Source organism: Microbacterium sp. H1-D42 (assembly GCF_022637555.1).
Lineage (GTDB): Bacteria > Actinomycetota > Actinomycetes > Actinomycetales > Microbacteriaceae > Microbacterium.
Genome location: NZ_CP093342.1, coordinates 3523526 through 3540236 on the forward strand (window position 1 = coordinate 3523526; position 16711 = coordinate 3540236).

15 protein-coding genes are annotated in these 16711 nt (G+C 68.3%); 7 read left to right on the top strand and 8 right to left on the bottom strand.

Going from position 1 to position 16711, the window contains the following annotated elements; translation table 11 throughout:
* Nucleotides 1–8: 8 nt before the first annotated feature.
* Genes MNR00_RS16595 through MNR00_RS16605 form a run of 3 tightly spaced genes read right to left on the bottom strand, consistent with a single transcriptional unit; the run spans nucleotide 9 to nucleotide 3111 of the window.
* Nucleotides 9–884: a carbohydrate ABC transporter permease gene (locus MNR00_RS16595; protein WP_241927012.1), complete on the bottom strand. Its 876-nt coding sequence runs from the start codon at nucleotides 882–884 to the stop codon at nucleotides 9–11.
* Nucleotides 881–1816, bottom strand: a complete 936-nt coding sequence (locus MNR00_RS16600; RefSeq protein WP_241927013.1) for a sugar ABC transporter permease — start codon at nucleotides 1814–1816, stop codon at nucleotides 881–883. Before MNR00_RS16600 ends, MNR00_RS16595 begins: the two co-directional genes overlap by 4 nt.
* 59 nt (nucleotides 1817–1875) lie before the next feature.
* Nucleotides 1876–3111, bottom strand: coding sequence for a sugar ABC transporter substrate-binding protein (locus tag MNR00_RS16605; protein ID WP_241927014.1), 1236 nt, complete (start codon nucleotides 3109–3111; stop codon nucleotides 1876–1878).
* Nucleotides 3112–3307: 196 nt separating this feature from the next.
* Here MNR00_RS16605 and MNR00_RS16610 point away from each other — a divergent pair, with 196 nt between their 5' ends.
* The 6 genes from MNR00_RS16610 (at nucleotide 3308) to MNR00_RS16635 (ending at nucleotide 9369) form a co-directional block, all read left to right on the top strand.
* Nucleotides 3308–4468, top strand: a complete 1161-nt coding sequence (locus MNR00_RS16610; protein WP_241927015.1) for an ROK family protein — start codon at nucleotides 3308–3310, stop codon at nucleotides 4466–4468.
* Between the two features lie 8 nt (nucleotides 4469–4476).
* Nucleotides 4477–5478, top strand: coding sequence for a Gfo/Idh/MocA family oxidoreductase (locus MNR00_RS16615; protein ID WP_241927016.1), 1002 nt, complete (start codon nucleotides 4477–4479; stop codon nucleotides 5476–5478).
* Nucleotides 5475–6500, top strand: a complete 1026-nt coding sequence (locus MNR00_RS16620; protein ID WP_241927017.1) for a Gfo/Idh/MocA family oxidoreductase — start codon at nucleotides 5475–5477, stop codon at nucleotides 6498–6500. The genes MNR00_RS16615 and MNR00_RS16620 overlap by 4 nt, the downstream gene beginning before the upstream one ends.
* A gap of 123 nt (nucleotides 6501–6623) precedes the next feature.
* A complete protein-coding gene (locus tag MNR00_RS16625) occupies nucleotides 6624–7847 on the top strand; it encodes an aminotransferase class III-fold pyridoxal phosphate-dependent enzyme (RefSeq protein WP_241927018.1) in 1224 nt (407 codons plus the stop codon).
* A complete protein-coding gene (locus tag MNR00_RS16630) occupies nucleotides 7844–8593 on the top strand; it encodes an amidohydrolase family protein (protein ID WP_241927019.1) in 750 nt (249 codons plus the stop codon). The genes MNR00_RS16625 and MNR00_RS16630 overlap by 4 nt, the downstream gene beginning before the upstream one ends.
* The gene (locus MNR00_RS16635) at nucleotides 8590–9369 is read left to right on the top strand and encodes an amidohydrolase (protein ID WP_241927020.1); all 780 of its coding nucleotides are present in this window, start codon (nucleotides 8590–8592) and stop codon (nucleotides 9367–9369) included. Before MNR00_RS16630 ends, MNR00_RS16635 begins: the two co-directional genes overlap by 4 nt.
* A gap of 100 nt (nucleotides 9370–9469) precedes the next feature.
* Here the strand turns inward: MNR00_RS16635 and MNR00_RS16640 are convergent, their stop codons facing one another.
* Nucleotides 9470–10729 carry a neutral/alkaline non-lysosomal ceramidase N-terminal domain-containing protein gene (locus MNR00_RS16640; RefSeq protein WP_241927021.1) on the bottom strand — a complete coding sequence of 420 codons (1260 nt, stop codon included), beginning with the start codon at nucleotides 10727–10729 and terminating at the stop codon, nucleotides 9470–9472.
* Nucleotides 10730–10813: 84 nt separating this feature from the next.
* Between MNR00_RS16640 and MNR00_RS16645 the strand changes: the two genes are divergently transcribed.
* Nucleotides 10814–11761, top strand: coding sequence for a Gfo/Idh/MocA family oxidoreductase (locus MNR00_RS16645; protein WP_241927022.1), 948 nt, complete (start codon nucleotides 10814–10816; stop codon nucleotides 11759–11761).
* Between the two features lie 27 nt (nucleotides 11762–11788).
* Here MNR00_RS16645 and MNR00_RS16650 read toward each other — a convergent pair whose 3' ends face one another.
* The 4 genes from MNR00_RS16650 to MNR00_RS16665 form a co-directional block, all read right to left on the bottom strand.
* Nucleotides 11789–13246 carry a lipase maturation factor family protein gene (locus MNR00_RS16650; protein WP_241927023.1) on the bottom strand — a complete coding sequence of 486 codons (1458 nt, stop codon included), beginning with the start codon at nucleotides 13244–13246 and terminating at the stop codon, nucleotides 11789–11791.
* 75 nt (nucleotides 13247–13321) lie between these two features.
* Nucleotides 13322–14239, bottom strand: coding sequence for a glycine betaine ABC transporter substrate-binding protein (locus MNR00_RS16655; RefSeq protein ID WP_241927024.1), 918 nt, complete (start codon nucleotides 14237–14239; stop codon nucleotides 13322–13324).
* A gap of 66 nt (nucleotides 14240–14305) precedes the next feature.
* The gene (locus MNR00_RS16660) at nucleotides 14306–15238 is read right to left on the bottom strand and encodes an ABC transporter permease subunit (RefSeq protein ID WP_241927025.1); all 933 of its coding nucleotides are present in this window, start codon (nucleotides 15236–15238) and stop codon (nucleotides 14306–14308) included.
* Entirely contained in the window at nucleotides 15238–16539 is a 1302-nt protein-coding gene (locus tag MNR00_RS16665) for a glycine betaine/L-proline ABC transporter ATP-binding protein (protein WP_241927026.1), read from the bottom strand. Before MNR00_RS16665 ends, MNR00_RS16660 begins: the two co-directional genes overlap by 1 nt.
* Nucleotides 16540–16711 lie beyond the last annotated feature (172 nt).

Consider the following 16711-nt stretch of genomic DNA (forward strand, 5'->3'; position numbering starts at 1 on the left):
TATTCCTTTCAGCCCTTGATCCCAGAGCCGGTGACGCCTTCCTGAACGTAGCGCTGTGCGATCAGGTAGGCCATGAAGATGGGCAGCAGCGCGACGACGGAGCCGGCGAGCATGACGCTCAGCGGGACGTTCTGCTGCTGCAGGGAGGAGATGCCGACGGTGAGCGTGAACATGTCGTTGGACTTCGCGATGATCAGCGGCCACAGGAAGTCGTTCCAGTGCCAGAGGAAGACGAAGATGCCGAGCGTCGCGAGCACCGGCTTGCACAGCGGCAGCACGATGCGCAGGAAGATGCGCATCTCGCTGGCGCCGTCGATGCGCGCGGCCTCGAACAGCTCGTCGGGCAGGCCCTGGATGAACTGACGCATGAGGAAGACGGCCTGCGCGTTCGCGAGTGTCGGCAGGATCAGACCCCAGTACTCGTCCACACCGCCGAGGTTCGCGATCAGCAGGAACGTCGGGATCAGCGTGACGTGGAACGGCACCATCACCATGGCCAGGAACGACCAGAAGATCACTTCCTTGCCCGCGAAGCGCTTCTTGGCGAATGCGTAGCCAGCCATCGCCGAGAGGAAGAGCACCGCAACGACCGAGACGAGCGAGTACACCAGGGTGTTGAACAGCCACAGCAGGATGTTCTGGCCGGCGAGCACCTGCTCGTACGACGCGAACGACATGTCGCCCCAGGGCAGCAGCGAGCCGGGGAACTCCACCGCGGCGCCCGGCTTCAGGCTCAGCACGACCATGGCGTAGAACGGGAAGAAGCTGAAGATCGCGGCGAGGCTCAGCCACAGCCAGCGCAGGGCCAGGCCCCCACGGGTGGGCTCGAGCGCCCGGAACGAACGCTGCTTCTGGCGGGCCTTCGGCGACGTGACGGCGGTCATTTCTGCTTTCCGATCACCAGGCGCTGGATCAGCGCGACGACGAGGGTCATGACGAACAGGGCGACACCGGCCGCAGCCGCGTACCCGTACTCGAAGTACTTGAAGCCCTGGTCGTAGATGAGGTAGACGAGCGAGTAGCTGGCGTTCGCGGGACCGCCCTGCGTCATCACGTAGATGACGTCGAACACCTGGAACGCCGCGGTCGTCTCGATGACGGCGAGGAAGAAGACGGTGGGGCGCAGGTGCGGCAGGATGACCCAGCGGAAGCGCTGCCAGGCGTTCGCGCCGTCCATCAGCGCCGCCTCTTCGAGCTCACGCGGGATGTCCTGCATCGCGGCGATCATGATCATCATGCCGTAGCCGAAGCGCGACCAGACGCCGACGATGATGATGGCAGGCACCACGAGAACGGTGCTCGCCAGCCACGAGCCGCCGAGGCCCAACGGCGTCATGAGTGCAGACCAGGGCCCGTTGCTGGAGAAGATCCAGACGAAGATCGCACCGGCCAGCACCAGCGAGGTGATGACGGGCAGGAAGAAGATCGAGCGGAAGAACCGCGAGCCGCGGAACGCGCGGCGCACGCCGAGTGCCATGGCGGTGGAGAGCACCAGCGAGATCGGCACGGCGAAGACGGTGTAGAGCAGAGTCGTGCCCAGCGCCCGCCAGAACAGCGGGTCGTTGACGAGTCGCTGGAAGTGGTCGAGTCCGCGCCACGTGATCTCACCGGAGATGTCGTAGTCGAAGAAGCTCAAGGCGACGCCGACGATCGCCGGTCCGAAGCGGAACGCGAGGAACAGCAGGAACGCGGGGAGCACGAACAGCAGTGCGATGCGCGCTTCTCTGCGGGCGAGCACGCGCTTGGAGATCGACGCGCGCTTCGTCTTCGGTGTGGGCGGCGCGGGCGGAGCCGTCATCGGTGGGGCTGTCGTCATTTCGATTCCTCGCAGGAAGGGGAGGGGTGCGCGGCGGGCCCGCGCACCCCTCTCGCCGATTACTTCAGGAGCGGCTCTGCGGCCTTCGCCGCGTCCTCGAGCGCCTGCTCAGGGCTCTTCTGCCCGAGCAGTGCAGCCTGGATCTCCGGGGAGAGCACACCCATGAGCGCGCGCGAGCTCGGCGCGAGCTCTCCGACCGTGCTGACGTTGACGAACTGCTCGACCTGGCCCTGCAGCGAGTCGGGTGCGTTGAGCGGCTCACCCTCGAGTGCCGAGAAGAAGCCGGCCTCGAGCAGGTAGGGCTTGATCACGTCGGCGCTGGTGGCGAACTCGGCGAACTTGCCTGCAGCGTCCTTGGCCTTGGAGCCCTTGAGCATCGACAGCGAGCCGACGGTGCCGTAGGTGACCGTCTCCTTGTCGGTGAGCGGTGCGAGCACCTTGACGTTCTCCTCGCCCCAGATCGGTGCGAGCTCGGTGACCGAGTTGACCCACGAGCAGGCCGTCTTGCCCTGCGCGATGCCGGTCTGCTCGAACGGCGGAAGGCTGGTGAGCGGGTCGGGGTCGAGGGCACCGGTCTCGGCGAGGTCGGTCAGCAGCGTCAGCGCCTCGACGCCTTCGTCGCTGTTGAAGGCGAGGCCGCCGTCCTTGTCGTAGACGCTGCCGCCGGCCTGCCAGAGCAGCGGGTAGTAGGTCATGTTGAGGGTCGCCTCGGCCGAAGCGGTGTAGTTGAACAGGTACAGACCGGCGTCGACGAACTTCGGCGCGATCTCGCGCACGTCGTCCCACGTCTCGGGGTACTCGGTCACGCCGGCCTTCTCGAAGACCGCCGCGTTGCAGATCAGGGGCTGCGTGCTGGTGAGCATGGGAGCGCCCATCATGCCGGCCTCGAGCGTGACCGAATCCACGACGTTCGGAAGCATCTCTGCCTTGTGGTCATCGCTGAGGTACTCGTCCATCGGCTCGATGGACTTCTCGTAGGCGACGAGCTGGTCGGGGATCAGGTAGACGAGGTCGGGCCCCTTGTTGGCGGCGATGGCCGTCTGCAGGCTCTCGTCGCGGTTGGCCCACGGGAAGATCTCGTAGTCGACCGTGATGCCTTCGTTGGCGGCCTCGAAGTCGGCCACGGTCTCGTCCCAGAATGCCTTGTGCTTGGCCTCGTCTGCGATGACGGGGTAGAGCCAGACGGTGATGTTCTGGTCGCCGCCAGCGGCGTCGCCGCCTCCGGCCGAGCAGCCGGCGATGAGGCCGACTGCCGCGAGACCGGCCACGAGGCCAGTGATTCTCTTGACGCGCATGATGCTCCTTTGCTGAACGTGCAGGGTGATGCCATTATGACAGTGGTCTTGGATAATTAGTCAAGCACGAAGCTGCACTTCGCGTGAGATCCGTAGCTTTTCCTGTGTGACTCCGTGCGAGTCACACCCCTGTTATTCCACGAATTGCGTGTGCTAATTTTGTCGCACACTCATCGATGACGAGAGGAGTCCGCATTTGTTCCGCAACAGCACGCTGCCCATCGCGGTCCGCGCGGCCCTGCACGTCCGCGACCGCGGCTCGGCGACGGTCACCGAGATCGCGCAGACCCTCGAGCTCTCCCGCACCTCGGTCGAGAACGCCATGGGCACGCTCAGCGACATCGGCCTGATCGCCGACGCTCCCGTGACCAGCGGCCGTGGTGCCGGTCGCCCCGCGCGCCGGTTCTCGTTCGAAGGGCGCTCGGGCTTCGTCGTCGGCGTCGACATCGGCGTCGCATCGGTGCGCGTGGTCATCGCCGACCTCGCTGGACACGTGGTGCGGCACGAGAGCTTCAACGGCGTCGCCCTGTCGCGCGATGCGGCTGACAAGCTCGCCGTCGTCATCGACGACATCCGCTCCACCCTGACAGCGTCCGCGATCCCTACATCTCGCGTGCGTGCCGTCGGCGTCTCCCTGCCTGGAATCGTGGATGACGCCGGTCGCGTCACGACGTCGGTCGTGATCCCCGAGTGGTCGGGTGTCGACATCGGCGCTCAGCTGTCGGCGGCATTCGACTGCCCCGTGTCCGTCGACAACGGCGTGCGGCTGGCTGCCGTGGCCGAGCACCACCTCGGCGTCGCGCAGCTCGTCGACGACATGGTCTACCTCTCGGTCGGAAACCGCATCGCCATGGGCCTCATCCTCGGCGGACGAGCGCGCCGTGGCATCCACAACGCCGCGGGTGACATCGGCCGTCTGGCGTTCCCCGGTCTCGTGACCGAGACCGGGCAACTGACCTGGCACTCCGGCGCCTCCGGCGAAGAGGTCTTCAGCCGCGCCCGCGCCGGCGACGCCGCCGCCGCGGAAGAGCTCGCGGGTTTCATCGACCAGCTGGCCCGCGGCATCGCGACGCTCGTGCTCACCGTCGACCCGGCCATGGTCGTGATCGGCGGCGGCCTCTCCGCCGCACACGAGCAGTTCCTCGACCCGCTGCGGCGAGCGCTGAGCACGCACATCGACCTGCCGTTCGCGGTGCCGCTGGTGGGGGCCCGACTCGGCGCCGAAGCAGCGTCGCACGGCGCTCTTGTCTTCGCGTTCCGCCGGCACGCCGCCGAGATCTACCGCCTGGACGACGTGCCCGTCCCCCCGATCACCCCGCTGCCGGCTGACAACGCGGCCGTCGCAGAAACTCACTAGGAGACATCGTGAGCACATTGAAAGTCGGACTCATCGGCGCGGGCGGAATCTCCCGCGTGCACGCCGACGCCTGGCGCGCACTGGGGGTCACGGGCTACGTCACCTCACTCGTGGGTGCAGAGGAGATCGCCGCGGACTACGGCTTCGAGGTCGTCGACGATGTCGATGCCCTGATCGAGCTGGTCGACCTGGTCGACATCGTCACGCCCAGCAGCACTCACGCCGACTTCGCCCTGCGGGCCATCGCCCGCGGCCGCGACGTGGTGTGCGAGAAGCCGCTCGCCGACACGGCCGAGGCCGCAGCGGTCGTCGCCGAAGCCGCAGCGGATGCCGGTGTCCGCCTGTTCCCCGCCCACGTGGTGCGCTACATGGGCGAGTACCAGCGCGTGAAGGCCGGCATCGACTCCGGCCGGATCGGCAAGGTCGCCGTGCAGCGGTTCAGCCGTGCCGGCTCCGCCCCGGCATCCGCCTGGTTCTTCGCCGAGAGCACCGGCGGTGGGATCATCCGCGACCTGATGATCCACGACATCGACCAGGCGATGTGGTTCGCCGGCCCCGTGGCTTCCGTCTTCGCGGTGCAGAACCCGCCGACCGTGGATGACCGCGTTCCGGTGCCGGTGACCTCGCACGTCGTGCTGACGCACTGCAACGGCGTGATCAGTCACGTGCACGGCAGCTGGCTCGCACAGGGCATGCCGTTCCGCACCAGCGTCGAGGTCGCGGGCTCCGCCGGACGCCTGCGCTACGACAGCGCAGAGGACCACTCGCTGCGCGTCGACGCGGTCGCCGACCCCGGAGCCGAGGATTACCTGCCGCCGATGTCGCCGCAGGAGAGCCCCTACTACGCAGAGATCGCCGACTTCGTGGCCGCGATTCGCGAGGGCCGCACAGCGCTGGTCACTCCCGAAGACGGCATCGCCGCCGTGGCCGTCGCCGAAGCCGCCTACGCATCCATCGCCGCAGGCGCCCCGATCGAGATCACGCCCCAGGTCGAGGAGGCCGCAGCATGACCACGCCGCAGCCATTGCGCATCGCCGTTCTCTCGTTCGCGCACACTCATGCGCTCAGTTACGTCCAGGCGCTGAAGACGGTGCCGGGGGTCGAGCTGATCGCCGCCGACCCCGACGGTGCAGCCGCCCCCGACGACGCCCTGCGCGGAGCTGATCTGGCAGCCGAGCTCGGCGTCGCCTACGTCGACAGCTACGACGAGGCGTTCGCGTGGAAGCCGGATGCCGTCGTGATCGCCGCCGAGAACTCGCGCCATCGCGACCTCGTCGAGCGCGCGGCCGCCGTCGGTGCGCACGTGCTGTGCGAGAAGCCGCTGGCCACGAGCGTCGAGGACGCCGTCGCCATGCAGGAGGCGTGCGATCGGGCGGGGGTCTTCCTGATGGTCGCTTATCCGGTGCGCTTCGCTCCCGCGGTGCGCGACGCAATCGCCGATCTGCGCAGCGGCCGCCTCGGACGCGTGCTCGGGGTCACAGGGGTCAACAACGGCAAGCTGCCGCAGGACCGCGCATGGTTCACCGACCCCGCACTCGCCGGGGGCGGCGCACTCGTCGATCACGTCGTGCACTGCGCCGACCTGCTCGATGAGCTGCTCGGTGAGCGGGCGGCATCCGTCCGCGCCGTCTCGAACGCGTTCCTGCACGCCGATCGCGACCTCGCGGTCGAGACCGGAGGTCTGGTGACGGTTCAGTATCCCAGCGGCGTCATCGCGACGATCGACTGCTCGTGGAGCTGGCCGATGAGCTCGGCCACCTGGGGCGGACTCACGCTGCAGGTGGTCGCCGAACGCGGCACCGTCACCGTCAGCCCGTTCGCGAAGGGCATCGCCGGCCACGATGCGAACGGCGAGACGTGGGATCCGGTCGGCGCCGACCTCGATGCGCTGCTGCTGGACGAGTTCGTCGCGGCTGTCCGCGAGGGCCGTCAGCCGCAACCGGACGCCGGCGTCGGCATCCGCACCGTCGAGATCGTGAAGGCAGCCCAGGCCTCCGCCGCGCGCGGTGGCGAAGTCATCGCCCTGGCCTGAGCCGGGCCGGCCTCAAGAATTCAGGACGACGGCAAGTCCGCAGGATGATCCGGCCGTCAGCATCCTGCGGAATCGCAATCATCCTGCGAAGTTGCGCCCCACGGGTCGCTGAAGGAGTCGACGATGGCACAGATGCAGTCAGATGCCACGCGCTGGCGCGAGCGCGCCCTCGCCGTGATGCCGGTCGGCTCGAGCACGAACTCGAAGGCGCCTGCCCTGCTGCCGGAGGAGCCGGAGGTGATCGTGCGAGGGCGCGGATGCCGGGTGTGGGACGACCGCGGCAGGGAGTTCATCGACTACCGCAACGCGCTCGGTCCTGTCACCCTCGGCTACGCCGATGCGCGAGTGGACGCCGCCATCCGCGCGCAGCTCGATGACGGCATCCTGTTCGGGCATCCGCACCCGCTCGAGACGACCACCGCCGAACTGTTCTGCTCGCTGGTGCCGGGGGCTGAGGCAGCGAGGTTCCTGAAGACCGGCGGCGAGGCGCTGGCCGCACTGATCCGCATCGCCAGGGCGCACACCGGTCACGACCGGATCGTGCAGATCGGCTACAACGGATGGTTGAACTCCCTGGCCCCCGGCGCCCGCGTGCTGCCTGGTGCGACCTCGGCGCAGGTGCCGGGGGTGCCGGCCGCGCTGGCCGAGCTGCATCACGCAGTGGACTGGGACGACCGCGAGACGCTCGACGAGCTCTTCGCCGCGCACGGCTCGCAGATCGCGCTCATCCTGGTCGCCGCCGACTACCCGTCGGTGCCAGGGGCCACGGACTTCTACCGGCACCTTCGGGCCACCGCCGATGCGCATGGTGCCCTGCTCGGCTACGACGAGATGGTCACCGGGTTCCGTGTGGCGCTGGGCGGCATGGCCGAGTTCACCGGGGTGCTGCCCGATCTGTCGGTGTTCGGCAAGGGCGTCGCGAACGGCATGCCGCTGTCGGTCTACTGCGGTCGGCGCGACGTGCTCTCGGTGCTCGATCGCGGCGAGGTGGTCGTCTCATCGACCTACGGCGGCGAGACGCTGTCGCTGGCCGCGGCGAGCGCGACGATGTCCGCGATGCGCGATGACGGAGTGATCCCGCACCTGCATGCCGCCGGTGCCCGGCTGCAAACCGGGATGAACGCGCTGTTCGCCGCCGCCGGCGTCGAACTCCGACTGGTCGGGCATCCGACGTGCCCCCAGTTCGTCGCGGAAGACGAGCGGATGCTGCAGACCTTTCTGCGGGCGGCGTTCCGCCACGGGCTCTCGTTCTACCGCGTCGTGTATGTGAACGCCGCGCACACTGATGCCGACATCGACGAGACCCTGCAGCGCGTGCACGCGGCACTGGCCGAGGTGCGCACATGACCGGCATCGACGCGCACACGCACCTGGATGACGGGCGCTTCGACCCTGACGTCATCCGCCGCGGCGCAGGGCTCGGCATCGACCTGTTCCTGTGCAGCAACATCGGCGCGTTCGTCGCGCATCCGTCGCTCGACGAGGTGCGCGAGATGAACCGCGTGCTGGTCGGTGAGCTCGCCCAGCATCCCGACCATCTGCGCGGCTACTGCTACGTGAATCCGCGGTACGGGCGCGACAGCCTCGACGATCTGCGGCGCAACGTCGAGGAGCACGGCATGATCGGCATCAAGCTGTGGATCGCGACGCTCGCCGACGACCCGCTGAGCGATCCGATCCTGGAGTACGCGGCCGAGCACCGGCTCATCGTGCTGGCGCACGCCTGGCGGAAGACGGTCGGGGGCTTCCCCTACGAGTCGACCGCCGAGCACATCGCGGCGGCCGCACGCCGGCATCCCGACGTCCGCTTTCTGATGGCACACCTGGGTGGGCAGACCGATTCGGCCATCAACACCGTGCGCGACGTGCCCAACGTCGCCGTCGACACGTCTGGCACGATCATCGGCTCCGGAGAGGTGGCCCTCGCCGTCGATCGGCTGGGCGCCGATCGCGTCGTCTTCGGCTCTGATCTTCATCACGTCGACCTGTCGGCGAACGTCGGCAAAGTGCTCGGCGCGGGCCTCGAGCCCGCTGTCGAGCAGCGCATCTTCGGCGGCACCGTCGCCGGCTGGCTCGCGGAGGTGGCGGCATGACTGCGCAGGCGCGGATGCTGCTGAGCGCGTTCTCGCAGCTCGAGGCGACCGACACGATGTGCCACCTCGGGCAGTGGCCGTACCGGCTCTCGGCCGGCAGTGACGCGGACGGGCTGCGCGTGTACGCGGCACGGCATGGGCTGCGCGCGCTTTGGGTGTCGCACCTGTCGGCGCTGTTCGGCTTCGAAACCCGCACCGGGAACGAGGCGGCTCTGGCGGCCTGTGCCGGCGACGACCTGTTCCGCTTCTTTGCGGTGATCGATCCGAGCGAGGCGGGCTGGCGCGAGGAGCTGGACTGGGCGGCGGATGCCGGTGCACACGGCATCCGCGTGGCACCGGGGTTCCATCGCTACCCGGTGCACCTGGTGGCCGACCTGATCGACGCTGCCGCCGAGCACGCGATACCGGTGCAAGTGATCGCCCGCATGGATGACGCTCGCGTGCGGCACCCGCTCTCCCCTGCCCACGACCTCGAGGTGCGCGATCTCGCGGAGCTCCTGCGGGCGCGACCCGTTCACCCGCTCGTGCTGAGCGGACTCAATGCGCTCGACTGGCACGAGCTGAGCCGTCACCTCGGCGACGATGCACCGGCGAGCGTGCGGCTGGACATCTGGCACATCAACGGCCCGACTGGCGTCGCCGACGGGTTCGCCGACGATCCGGGGCGCTGGGTGTTCGGCAGCGGCTACCCGGTGCAGACGCCAGAGGCGACGATGCTGCAGCTGATGGCATCCAGCCTCTCCGCTGACGACCTGGCGACGATCACGACGGCGTGACGCGGGTCACCGCAACTTTGCAGGACGACTCCACTTCGACAGGGCGATCCGGCGCGCAGCATCCTGTGGAGTTGCAATCGTCCCGTGGAGTTGAGCCGCCTCACCCTGCCAGCAGCGCGGCCGCGGCGTCGGTGACGCGCTCGAGCGACCCGCGGGCGAACGGCCCAGGCATGGCGTAGTAGCGGTGCGCATCGTCGACCTCATACCCGCCGTGCGCGTACTCGGCGGCATCCGGCAGGTATCCGGCGACGCCGTCGCAGTACCCGAGTACGACCAGCGGCCCGCCGTGATGCGCGCGGAGCAGGTCGGATGCTGCCAGGAAGGGCTCCCCCGGCAGCGCGACGATCCGCAGGTCTCCGACTCCGATGACAGAGACCCGCGTCGACCACGTCGTCGCGGCGGACTCCGGAGTGGGCTTCGACGTGGACTCCGCCCAGCGCAGCCACTCCTGCAGCAGCGCCGCCCGCTCGGTGCCACCGTCGAGCTCGGCGCGCCACTCCCGCACGCGGTCGGCGACATCGACCTCTGGCGTGACAGCGAGCTCGACGGGTGTCGTGCTGAACGACACCTCCGTCGCGGCGAGGTCACGGGCGGGGGCGGCGAGCACGGCCCCCGCCAGATGCTCGCCGATGCGCGTCGCATCCGCGAAGCCGCGCCCTGATCCGGCGACGAACGACGACTCCGGACTGAAGTCTCCGGGGTTCACGTCGCCCGCCGTGCCAGTCGCGTACACGCATACGCTGTCCGGGTGCGCGCGCTCGATCGCGTCTCGCAGGGACGCGGGAAAGTCCGCACTGATCTGCGTGTTCGCGGCATCCAGCACGACGGGATGGCAGGCGAACGAGACCAGAGTGGCGATACGACGGCCCTGGTGATCGAACCCGATCGCCTGCACGGGCGGGTCGATCCTGCGCCCCGAGTGGCGGCGATCGTGCGCGACCCCGGCGCCCCGCGCCTCGGAGACCGAGATGGTGCAGGGAAGGAGCCCGGCGGCGGCAGCAGCCACAGCCTGCGGGACGGCCACTTCAACCGCCCGGCGCAGTTGCGCGTCGTCGACACCGGCTCGTCCGAGAGCGATGCACGGCCCGGAATGCGTGTGGGTCGCGTGCACGACGACCTCGTCGACGGCGCCCTCCGCGCGAACGGCCGCACGCACGGCAGTGCAGGTGTCCTCGTGCAGCATGCAGCAGTCCACAGCGACGATCGCGATGCGCTCCAGCACCAGGGCGCGCACCGACAGTGCATCGCGCACACCCGTGCTGCCGGAGGTGCGCGCCGCAAAGCCCGACATCGCCGTTCCGGTCGGCACCTCGACGGTTCGCACCGCGGCGCCGACGCGCAGCATCCCAGCATCCGACATACGCCGATGCTCGCACGCCAACCGACACCTCGACCAGCCCCACCACGCCTTCCCGAGGGGCGGGTGGCGCGTAGGCTCGGGCGCATGGGTGACAAGGACGCACTGCGGGTCGGGATCGTCGGGGCTGGGGGCATCGCGCCCCCGCACATCGACGGCTGGCTCGCGCTCGGCGCCGAGGTCAGCATCCTGCGGCGCACCGGCGCGCAGGAACTCGCCGACCTGCACGGCATCCGAGTCATCGACGACCTCGATCAGCTGATCGACCAGTCCACGATCATCGACATCATCAGCCCGACGACCACCCATCTCGACATCGCGCGCCGCGCGTTCGCCGCGGGGCGCGACGTGGTGTGCGAGAAGCCGCTTGCCGTCACGACCGCAGACGCCGTCGCGCTGGCACAGGCGGCGTCGGATGCCGGCATGCGCCTGTTCCCGGCGCACGTGGTGCGCTACTTCGAGGGCTACCGCCTGCTGAAGGAGCAGATCGCCACGATCGGCACGCTGCTCGAACTCACCTTCCGGCGCACGGTGCCGGCCCCTGATGCGGCGTGGTTCTTCGCGGAGGATGCCGGTGGCGGTCTGATCCGCGACCTGATGATCCACGACCTCGATCAGGCACTGTGGCTGGCGGGCCCCGTCGCCGAGATCTCGGCCACACAGGATCCGCCGTCGACGGACGGGCAGGTGATGCCGCCGGTATCTGCGCACGCGACGCTCACCCACGCGAACGGCGCTATCAGCCACGTGCGCGCGGACTGGTTCGGACCCGAAACCGTGTTCCGGTCACAGGCCCAGGTCGTCGGGGCCGACGGCAGTCTCGAATTCGACACCGCCGGGTCGGGCGGTCGGCGTGAGGGCTATCTGCCGCCGGCATCCGACATCGACCCCTACCAGGCGCAGCTCGCCGACTTTGTCGACGCGCTGCGCACCGGGCACGACGCGCGCGTCACTCCCGAGGACGGCATCGCCGCCGTGCGGCTGGTGGATGCTGCATACGAGTCACTCCGCACCGGCCGGCCGGTGCTGCTGTAGGAGTCGCTTCCGGGGGCACGGAAGCCGTCACGCCCGCAGGCTGAACGGCTTCACGATCACGCGTCGGCGGTCGCGCACCCAGACGGCGCCGTCCACCCGGTGCTCGACTCGCGTCGTGAAGCGATAGCGGTACGAGACGACTCGCACCCAGTGCGGTGCCGCACCGGCGAACGGGTCGTGGCGCAGCAGCTGCAGAGTCGCGGCGTCGGCCTCGAGAAGTCGCACGAGCAGCACCGAGAACCAGTCCTCGAGCGAGTGGCCCAGCGGCAGGAACCACATCAGCCAGTCCAGCCGCAGGTGGTACGGCGCGAACGGGCGCGGGATCCGATGCACGTCGCCCGGTTTGCCCTTGAACTCGTACTCCGACCATTCCTCGGCGTCGGGGTCAGCATCCGCCGTCGCCTCGATCACCCACTCGATGCGCTCCTTCGTCACGGTGCCGAAGGCGCCGTAGGCGTTGCCCAACTGCCAGCGGTTGAAGCTCGCGTTCATCAGTTGGCGGTGCGCGAAGAGGTTGCGTATCGCGGGCCAGCTCAGGGCGAGATAGCCGGTAGCGATGACGGCCGTGAGGATGAGCCAGTAGAGCGGCACAGGCGGCGCCTCACCGCGCGGCGCCCAGCCGGGAACCGCAACGGCCGAGAAGCCCAGCACGATCGTCGCCCAGTTCAGCCAGGCGAAGTTGCCGGTGACCACCAGCCACAGCTGCGTGAGGAAGATGATCGCCGCGGCGCCGGTGCCGATCCAATCCCAGACCGGGCTGTCGACCCAGATCCCGACCAGCGGTGCGAACAGCAGGAACGGCACCACCAGCTGCGCGAAGTGGTTGCCGAGCACCTCGCCCTTGTGGAACCACCGCGGCAGCAGATGCGCCTGTCGGCTGAGCGGACCGGGCATGGGCTGCGTCTCATGGTGGTAGGTCAGCGCCGTCAGATCGCGCCACTCACGCCCACCGCGGATCTTGATCATCCCGGCGCCGAACTCCAGTCGGAACAGCAGCCACCAGAACAGCACGACCACCAGCGTCGGCGGCGGCTGAGCGGCCGAGCCGAGGAACGCCGCGAGAAATCCGGCTTCGAGCAGCAGCATCTCCCACCCGAACGAGTAGAACGTCTGCCCGATGCTGACGATCGACATGTAGCCGCCCCACAGCAGCAGAAAGCACACCATCGGCAACCACGGTGGGCCCAGCTGCGGCACACCGATCACCAGCACCACAGCCATGGCCATGCCGGCCCAGCACAGCGAGGCGAGTCGCCGATCCGTGTAGCGCACGCGCGAGAAGAGCGTCGGATGCAGCATCCGACGCCGTCTGCTCGACCCGGCCACCCAGGCGAGCAGGTCGGGCGCCGGGAGCAGCCCGCGCTCTCCGAGCAGCGGACGGAACTGGTTCAGGGTCGACAGGAAGGCGACGAGGTAGAGCGCCGCGATGCCGCGCTGCAGCGCCTCGCGCGCGAAGCCGTAGTCGACGGCGGCGAACCCGTCCATGTCAGCAGGCTACGCCGGGTGACGCCGCGAAGGGCGCCGTGGCCGAAGCCACGACGCCCTTCGCAGATGCAGGTGTTACTCGGTGACCAGCCAGTCGATCTGGTCGCCGTTCTCCTCGATCCACTTGTCGACAGCCTCTTCGGACTTGTCCTTGTACTCATCGGAGGTGACGAGGCTCTCCAGCGCGCCGTACTGCTCGTCGGTCAGCTTGACCTTCTCGATGAAGTCGGCGGCCTCGGGGAACTCCTCGGCAAAGCCGAGCTTGCCGAGGAAGTGCAGTCCCTCGGTCTCGCCCATGGCGCCCTTCGGGTCCTTGAGATCCTTCATCGGCCACGCGTCGTTGGCCCAGAACGGACGCCACAGTGTGACGACGATCGGGTCCTCCTTCGCGACGGCCGTGTCGAGCGTGGCGAGCATGCCACCGGTCGACGACGTGACGAGCTCGTAGTCCTTGTCGAGGCCGTACTCCGGGATCGCCTTCTCCTGCACGGCCTTGGTGAGGCCGGCGCCGGGCTCGATGCCGATGATCTTGCCGTCGAACAGGTCGGCGTTGGCCTTGAGGTCGTCGATGGAGTTGATGTCTGTCATGTACTCGGGCACGGCCATGGTCAGCACTGCGCCGTCGTAGTAGGTGCCGAGATCTTCGATCTTGTCGCCGTACTCCTCCATGTACGAGGCGTGCGTGACCTCGGACCACGCCGACGGGTACATGTCGATGTCGCCCTGGGCGAGCGCGGTGTAGAGAGGGCCGGCGTCGACGACGTCTTCCATCTCGATGTCGTAGCCCAGCTTCTCGAGCTGGTCGGCCAGCAGGTACGCCGTGCTCAGGCCGTCAGTCCACGCGGGGAGGAACCCCATCGTGATGGTGCCCTTCTCGTCGCCTCCGGGTGCGCCCGCGTCGCCGTCGCCGGAGTCGCCACTGGCGCAGCCGGTCAGGATGAGCGACGCCGCAGCTCCCAGCGCGACGATTCCGGTCAGGTGCCTCTTGTTCATGATGCTTCCTTCTTTCTTCACGTATGTCTCACGCGTTCCGTATGTGGTGCTGTTCAGAGAGATGTTTCAGTGGGCGGCGATCGAGTCGGGGGTCTGAGCGGATGCCGTGGCAACTTCGCGACGCGCCATCTCACGACGGCGCCGCAGGAGGCCCAGCAGCGAAGAGCGCGATCCGCCGGGATTGCCGAGCGCCGCGGTGACCCGGTCGAGGTACACGGCGATGAACACGACGCCGAGACCGGCCTCGATGCCCTGCGCCACGTTGATGGTCGCCAGCGCCGCGACGACCTCCTTGCCGAGGCCGGGAGCACCGGCCATTCCGGCGATGACGGCCATCGAGAGGGCCAGCATGATGACCTGGTTGACGCCGGCCATGATGGTCGGCATCGCCAGGGGCAGCTGGATGCCGCGCAGGATCTGGCCGGGCGACGCGCCGAACGCATGACCGGCCTCGACCGTCTCGGCATCGACACCGCGGATGCCCAGTTCGGTGAGCCGGACGCCAGGAGGCAGTGAGAAGATCACCGTGGCGATCACACCCGGCACGAAGCCGAGGCTGAAGAAGATGATCACCGGGATCAGGTACACCAGCGACGGCATGGTCTGCATCAGATCGAGCACGGGCTTGATGACCGTGCTGACCGTGTCGTTGCGCGCCGCCCAGATGCCCAAGGGCACCGCGATCGCGACCGTGACGAGCGTGGCGAGCAGCACCAGCGCCAGGGTCTGCATCGAGGTCTCCCACTGACCGACGCCGATGATGATGACGAACATCACCACAGTGCCGACCGCGAGCTGCCATGAGCGCACCAGCCAGGCGATCAGCGCGAAGATGAGGATCATCACGGGCGCCGGCGGCGACATCAGGATGTTCGCCAGGCCCTCAGCGAGGAAGCCGACGAAGGCCGAGATCGCGTCGGTCAGCCAATCGAGGTTGTCGCGGATCCAGTCGACGAGGCTCTTGCCCCATTCACCGATCGGAATGTCGAAGCCGTCCATCAGCGCACCCCCTCAGCATCCGGAGTCGAGCCGTCGACGGCGGACGCCGCCGCCTCGAGCACCTCGTCGATCATGGTGGCCGACATCGGCTGCAGCGGGATCGTCAGCTCACCGGTCGCGCCGGTGCCGGGGCCGAGAGCGGCCAGCAGCGTGACACGCGGGATCACTCCGGTGAGGCGTCCATCGGCATCCGTCACTGCCAGCGGCAGCGACGACTCGACCGACGGGATGAACAAGTTCATCAGGATCTCGTCCTCGTCCACGCTCTGCGGCGCGGGCTTGAGGATGGATGCCAGTGACGTCTCACCCTTGCGGACGAGCTTCACGGCATCCCGGTCGGTGACGATGCCGATGAGCTTGCGGTCGCGGCCGACGACGTACGTCGCCGACATGTACGCGTCGCGCATCTGTCGCAGCGCCGTGCGCGGACCCGCCGTGTCGTTGACGACAGGACGGGCAGGCTCCATGACGTTCGCAGCGGTGAGCACACGGGCGCGGTCGACATCCTGCACGAACTGCTCGACGTAGTCGTTGGCAGGGTCGGTGAGGATGTCCTCTGGCGTGCCGATCTGCACGATGCGACCATCGCGCATGACGGCGATGCGGTCGCCGAGGAACATCGCCTCGTTGAGGTCGTGGGTGATGAAGATGATGGTCTTCTGCAGCTTCGCCTGCAGATCGACCAGCTGCTCCTGCATCTCGCGGCGGATCAGCGGGTCGAGGGCGCTGAACGCCTCGTCCATCAGCAGGATCTCGGTGTCTGCGGCGAGCGCGCGGGCGATGCCGACGCGCTGCTGCATGCCACCGGAGAGCTCGGACGGCAGCTTGTCGCCCCATCCGTTCAGGCCCACCAGTTGGAGGATCTCCTCGGCTTTGGCGAGGCGCTCGTCCTTGCCGACGCCTCGCAGCTCGAGCGCGTAGGCGACGTTCGCGGCCACCGTGCGGTGCGGCAGCAGCGCGAAGTGCTGGAACACCATGGACACACGACTGCGCCGGATCTCGCGCAGCTTCGCCGGCGGGGCCTTCGCGATGTCGTCGCCGCCGATGATCACCTCGCCGTCGGTGATGTCGTGCAGACCGTTCAGCATGCGGATGAGCGTGGACTTGCCGGAACCCGACAGGCCCATGATGACGAAGGTCTCACCGCGGTTCACGGTGAAGCTCGCGTCGATCACTGCGGCGGTGCCGGCATCCTGCACCTGCGTACGGGACTCACCGGCCTTCAGGCGCTTGACGGCCTGCTGTGGATTTCGGCCGAACACCTTGTAGAGATTGTGCGCTTCGAGAGCGGTTTCGGACACGTTTCCCCCGTGGCTCACCTCGGGTTGCGGGAGCCAAAATCGGTTACGCCCGGGTGATGTTCACAAGGCCGCTTCGAAGCTGTGCGGGCGGCTCGGGCGACGGATTTCGGATCCGCGCAGAGAACATCGACCTTACGCTCGCGACTCTCCCGGAGCACAGCTGAAAACGAAG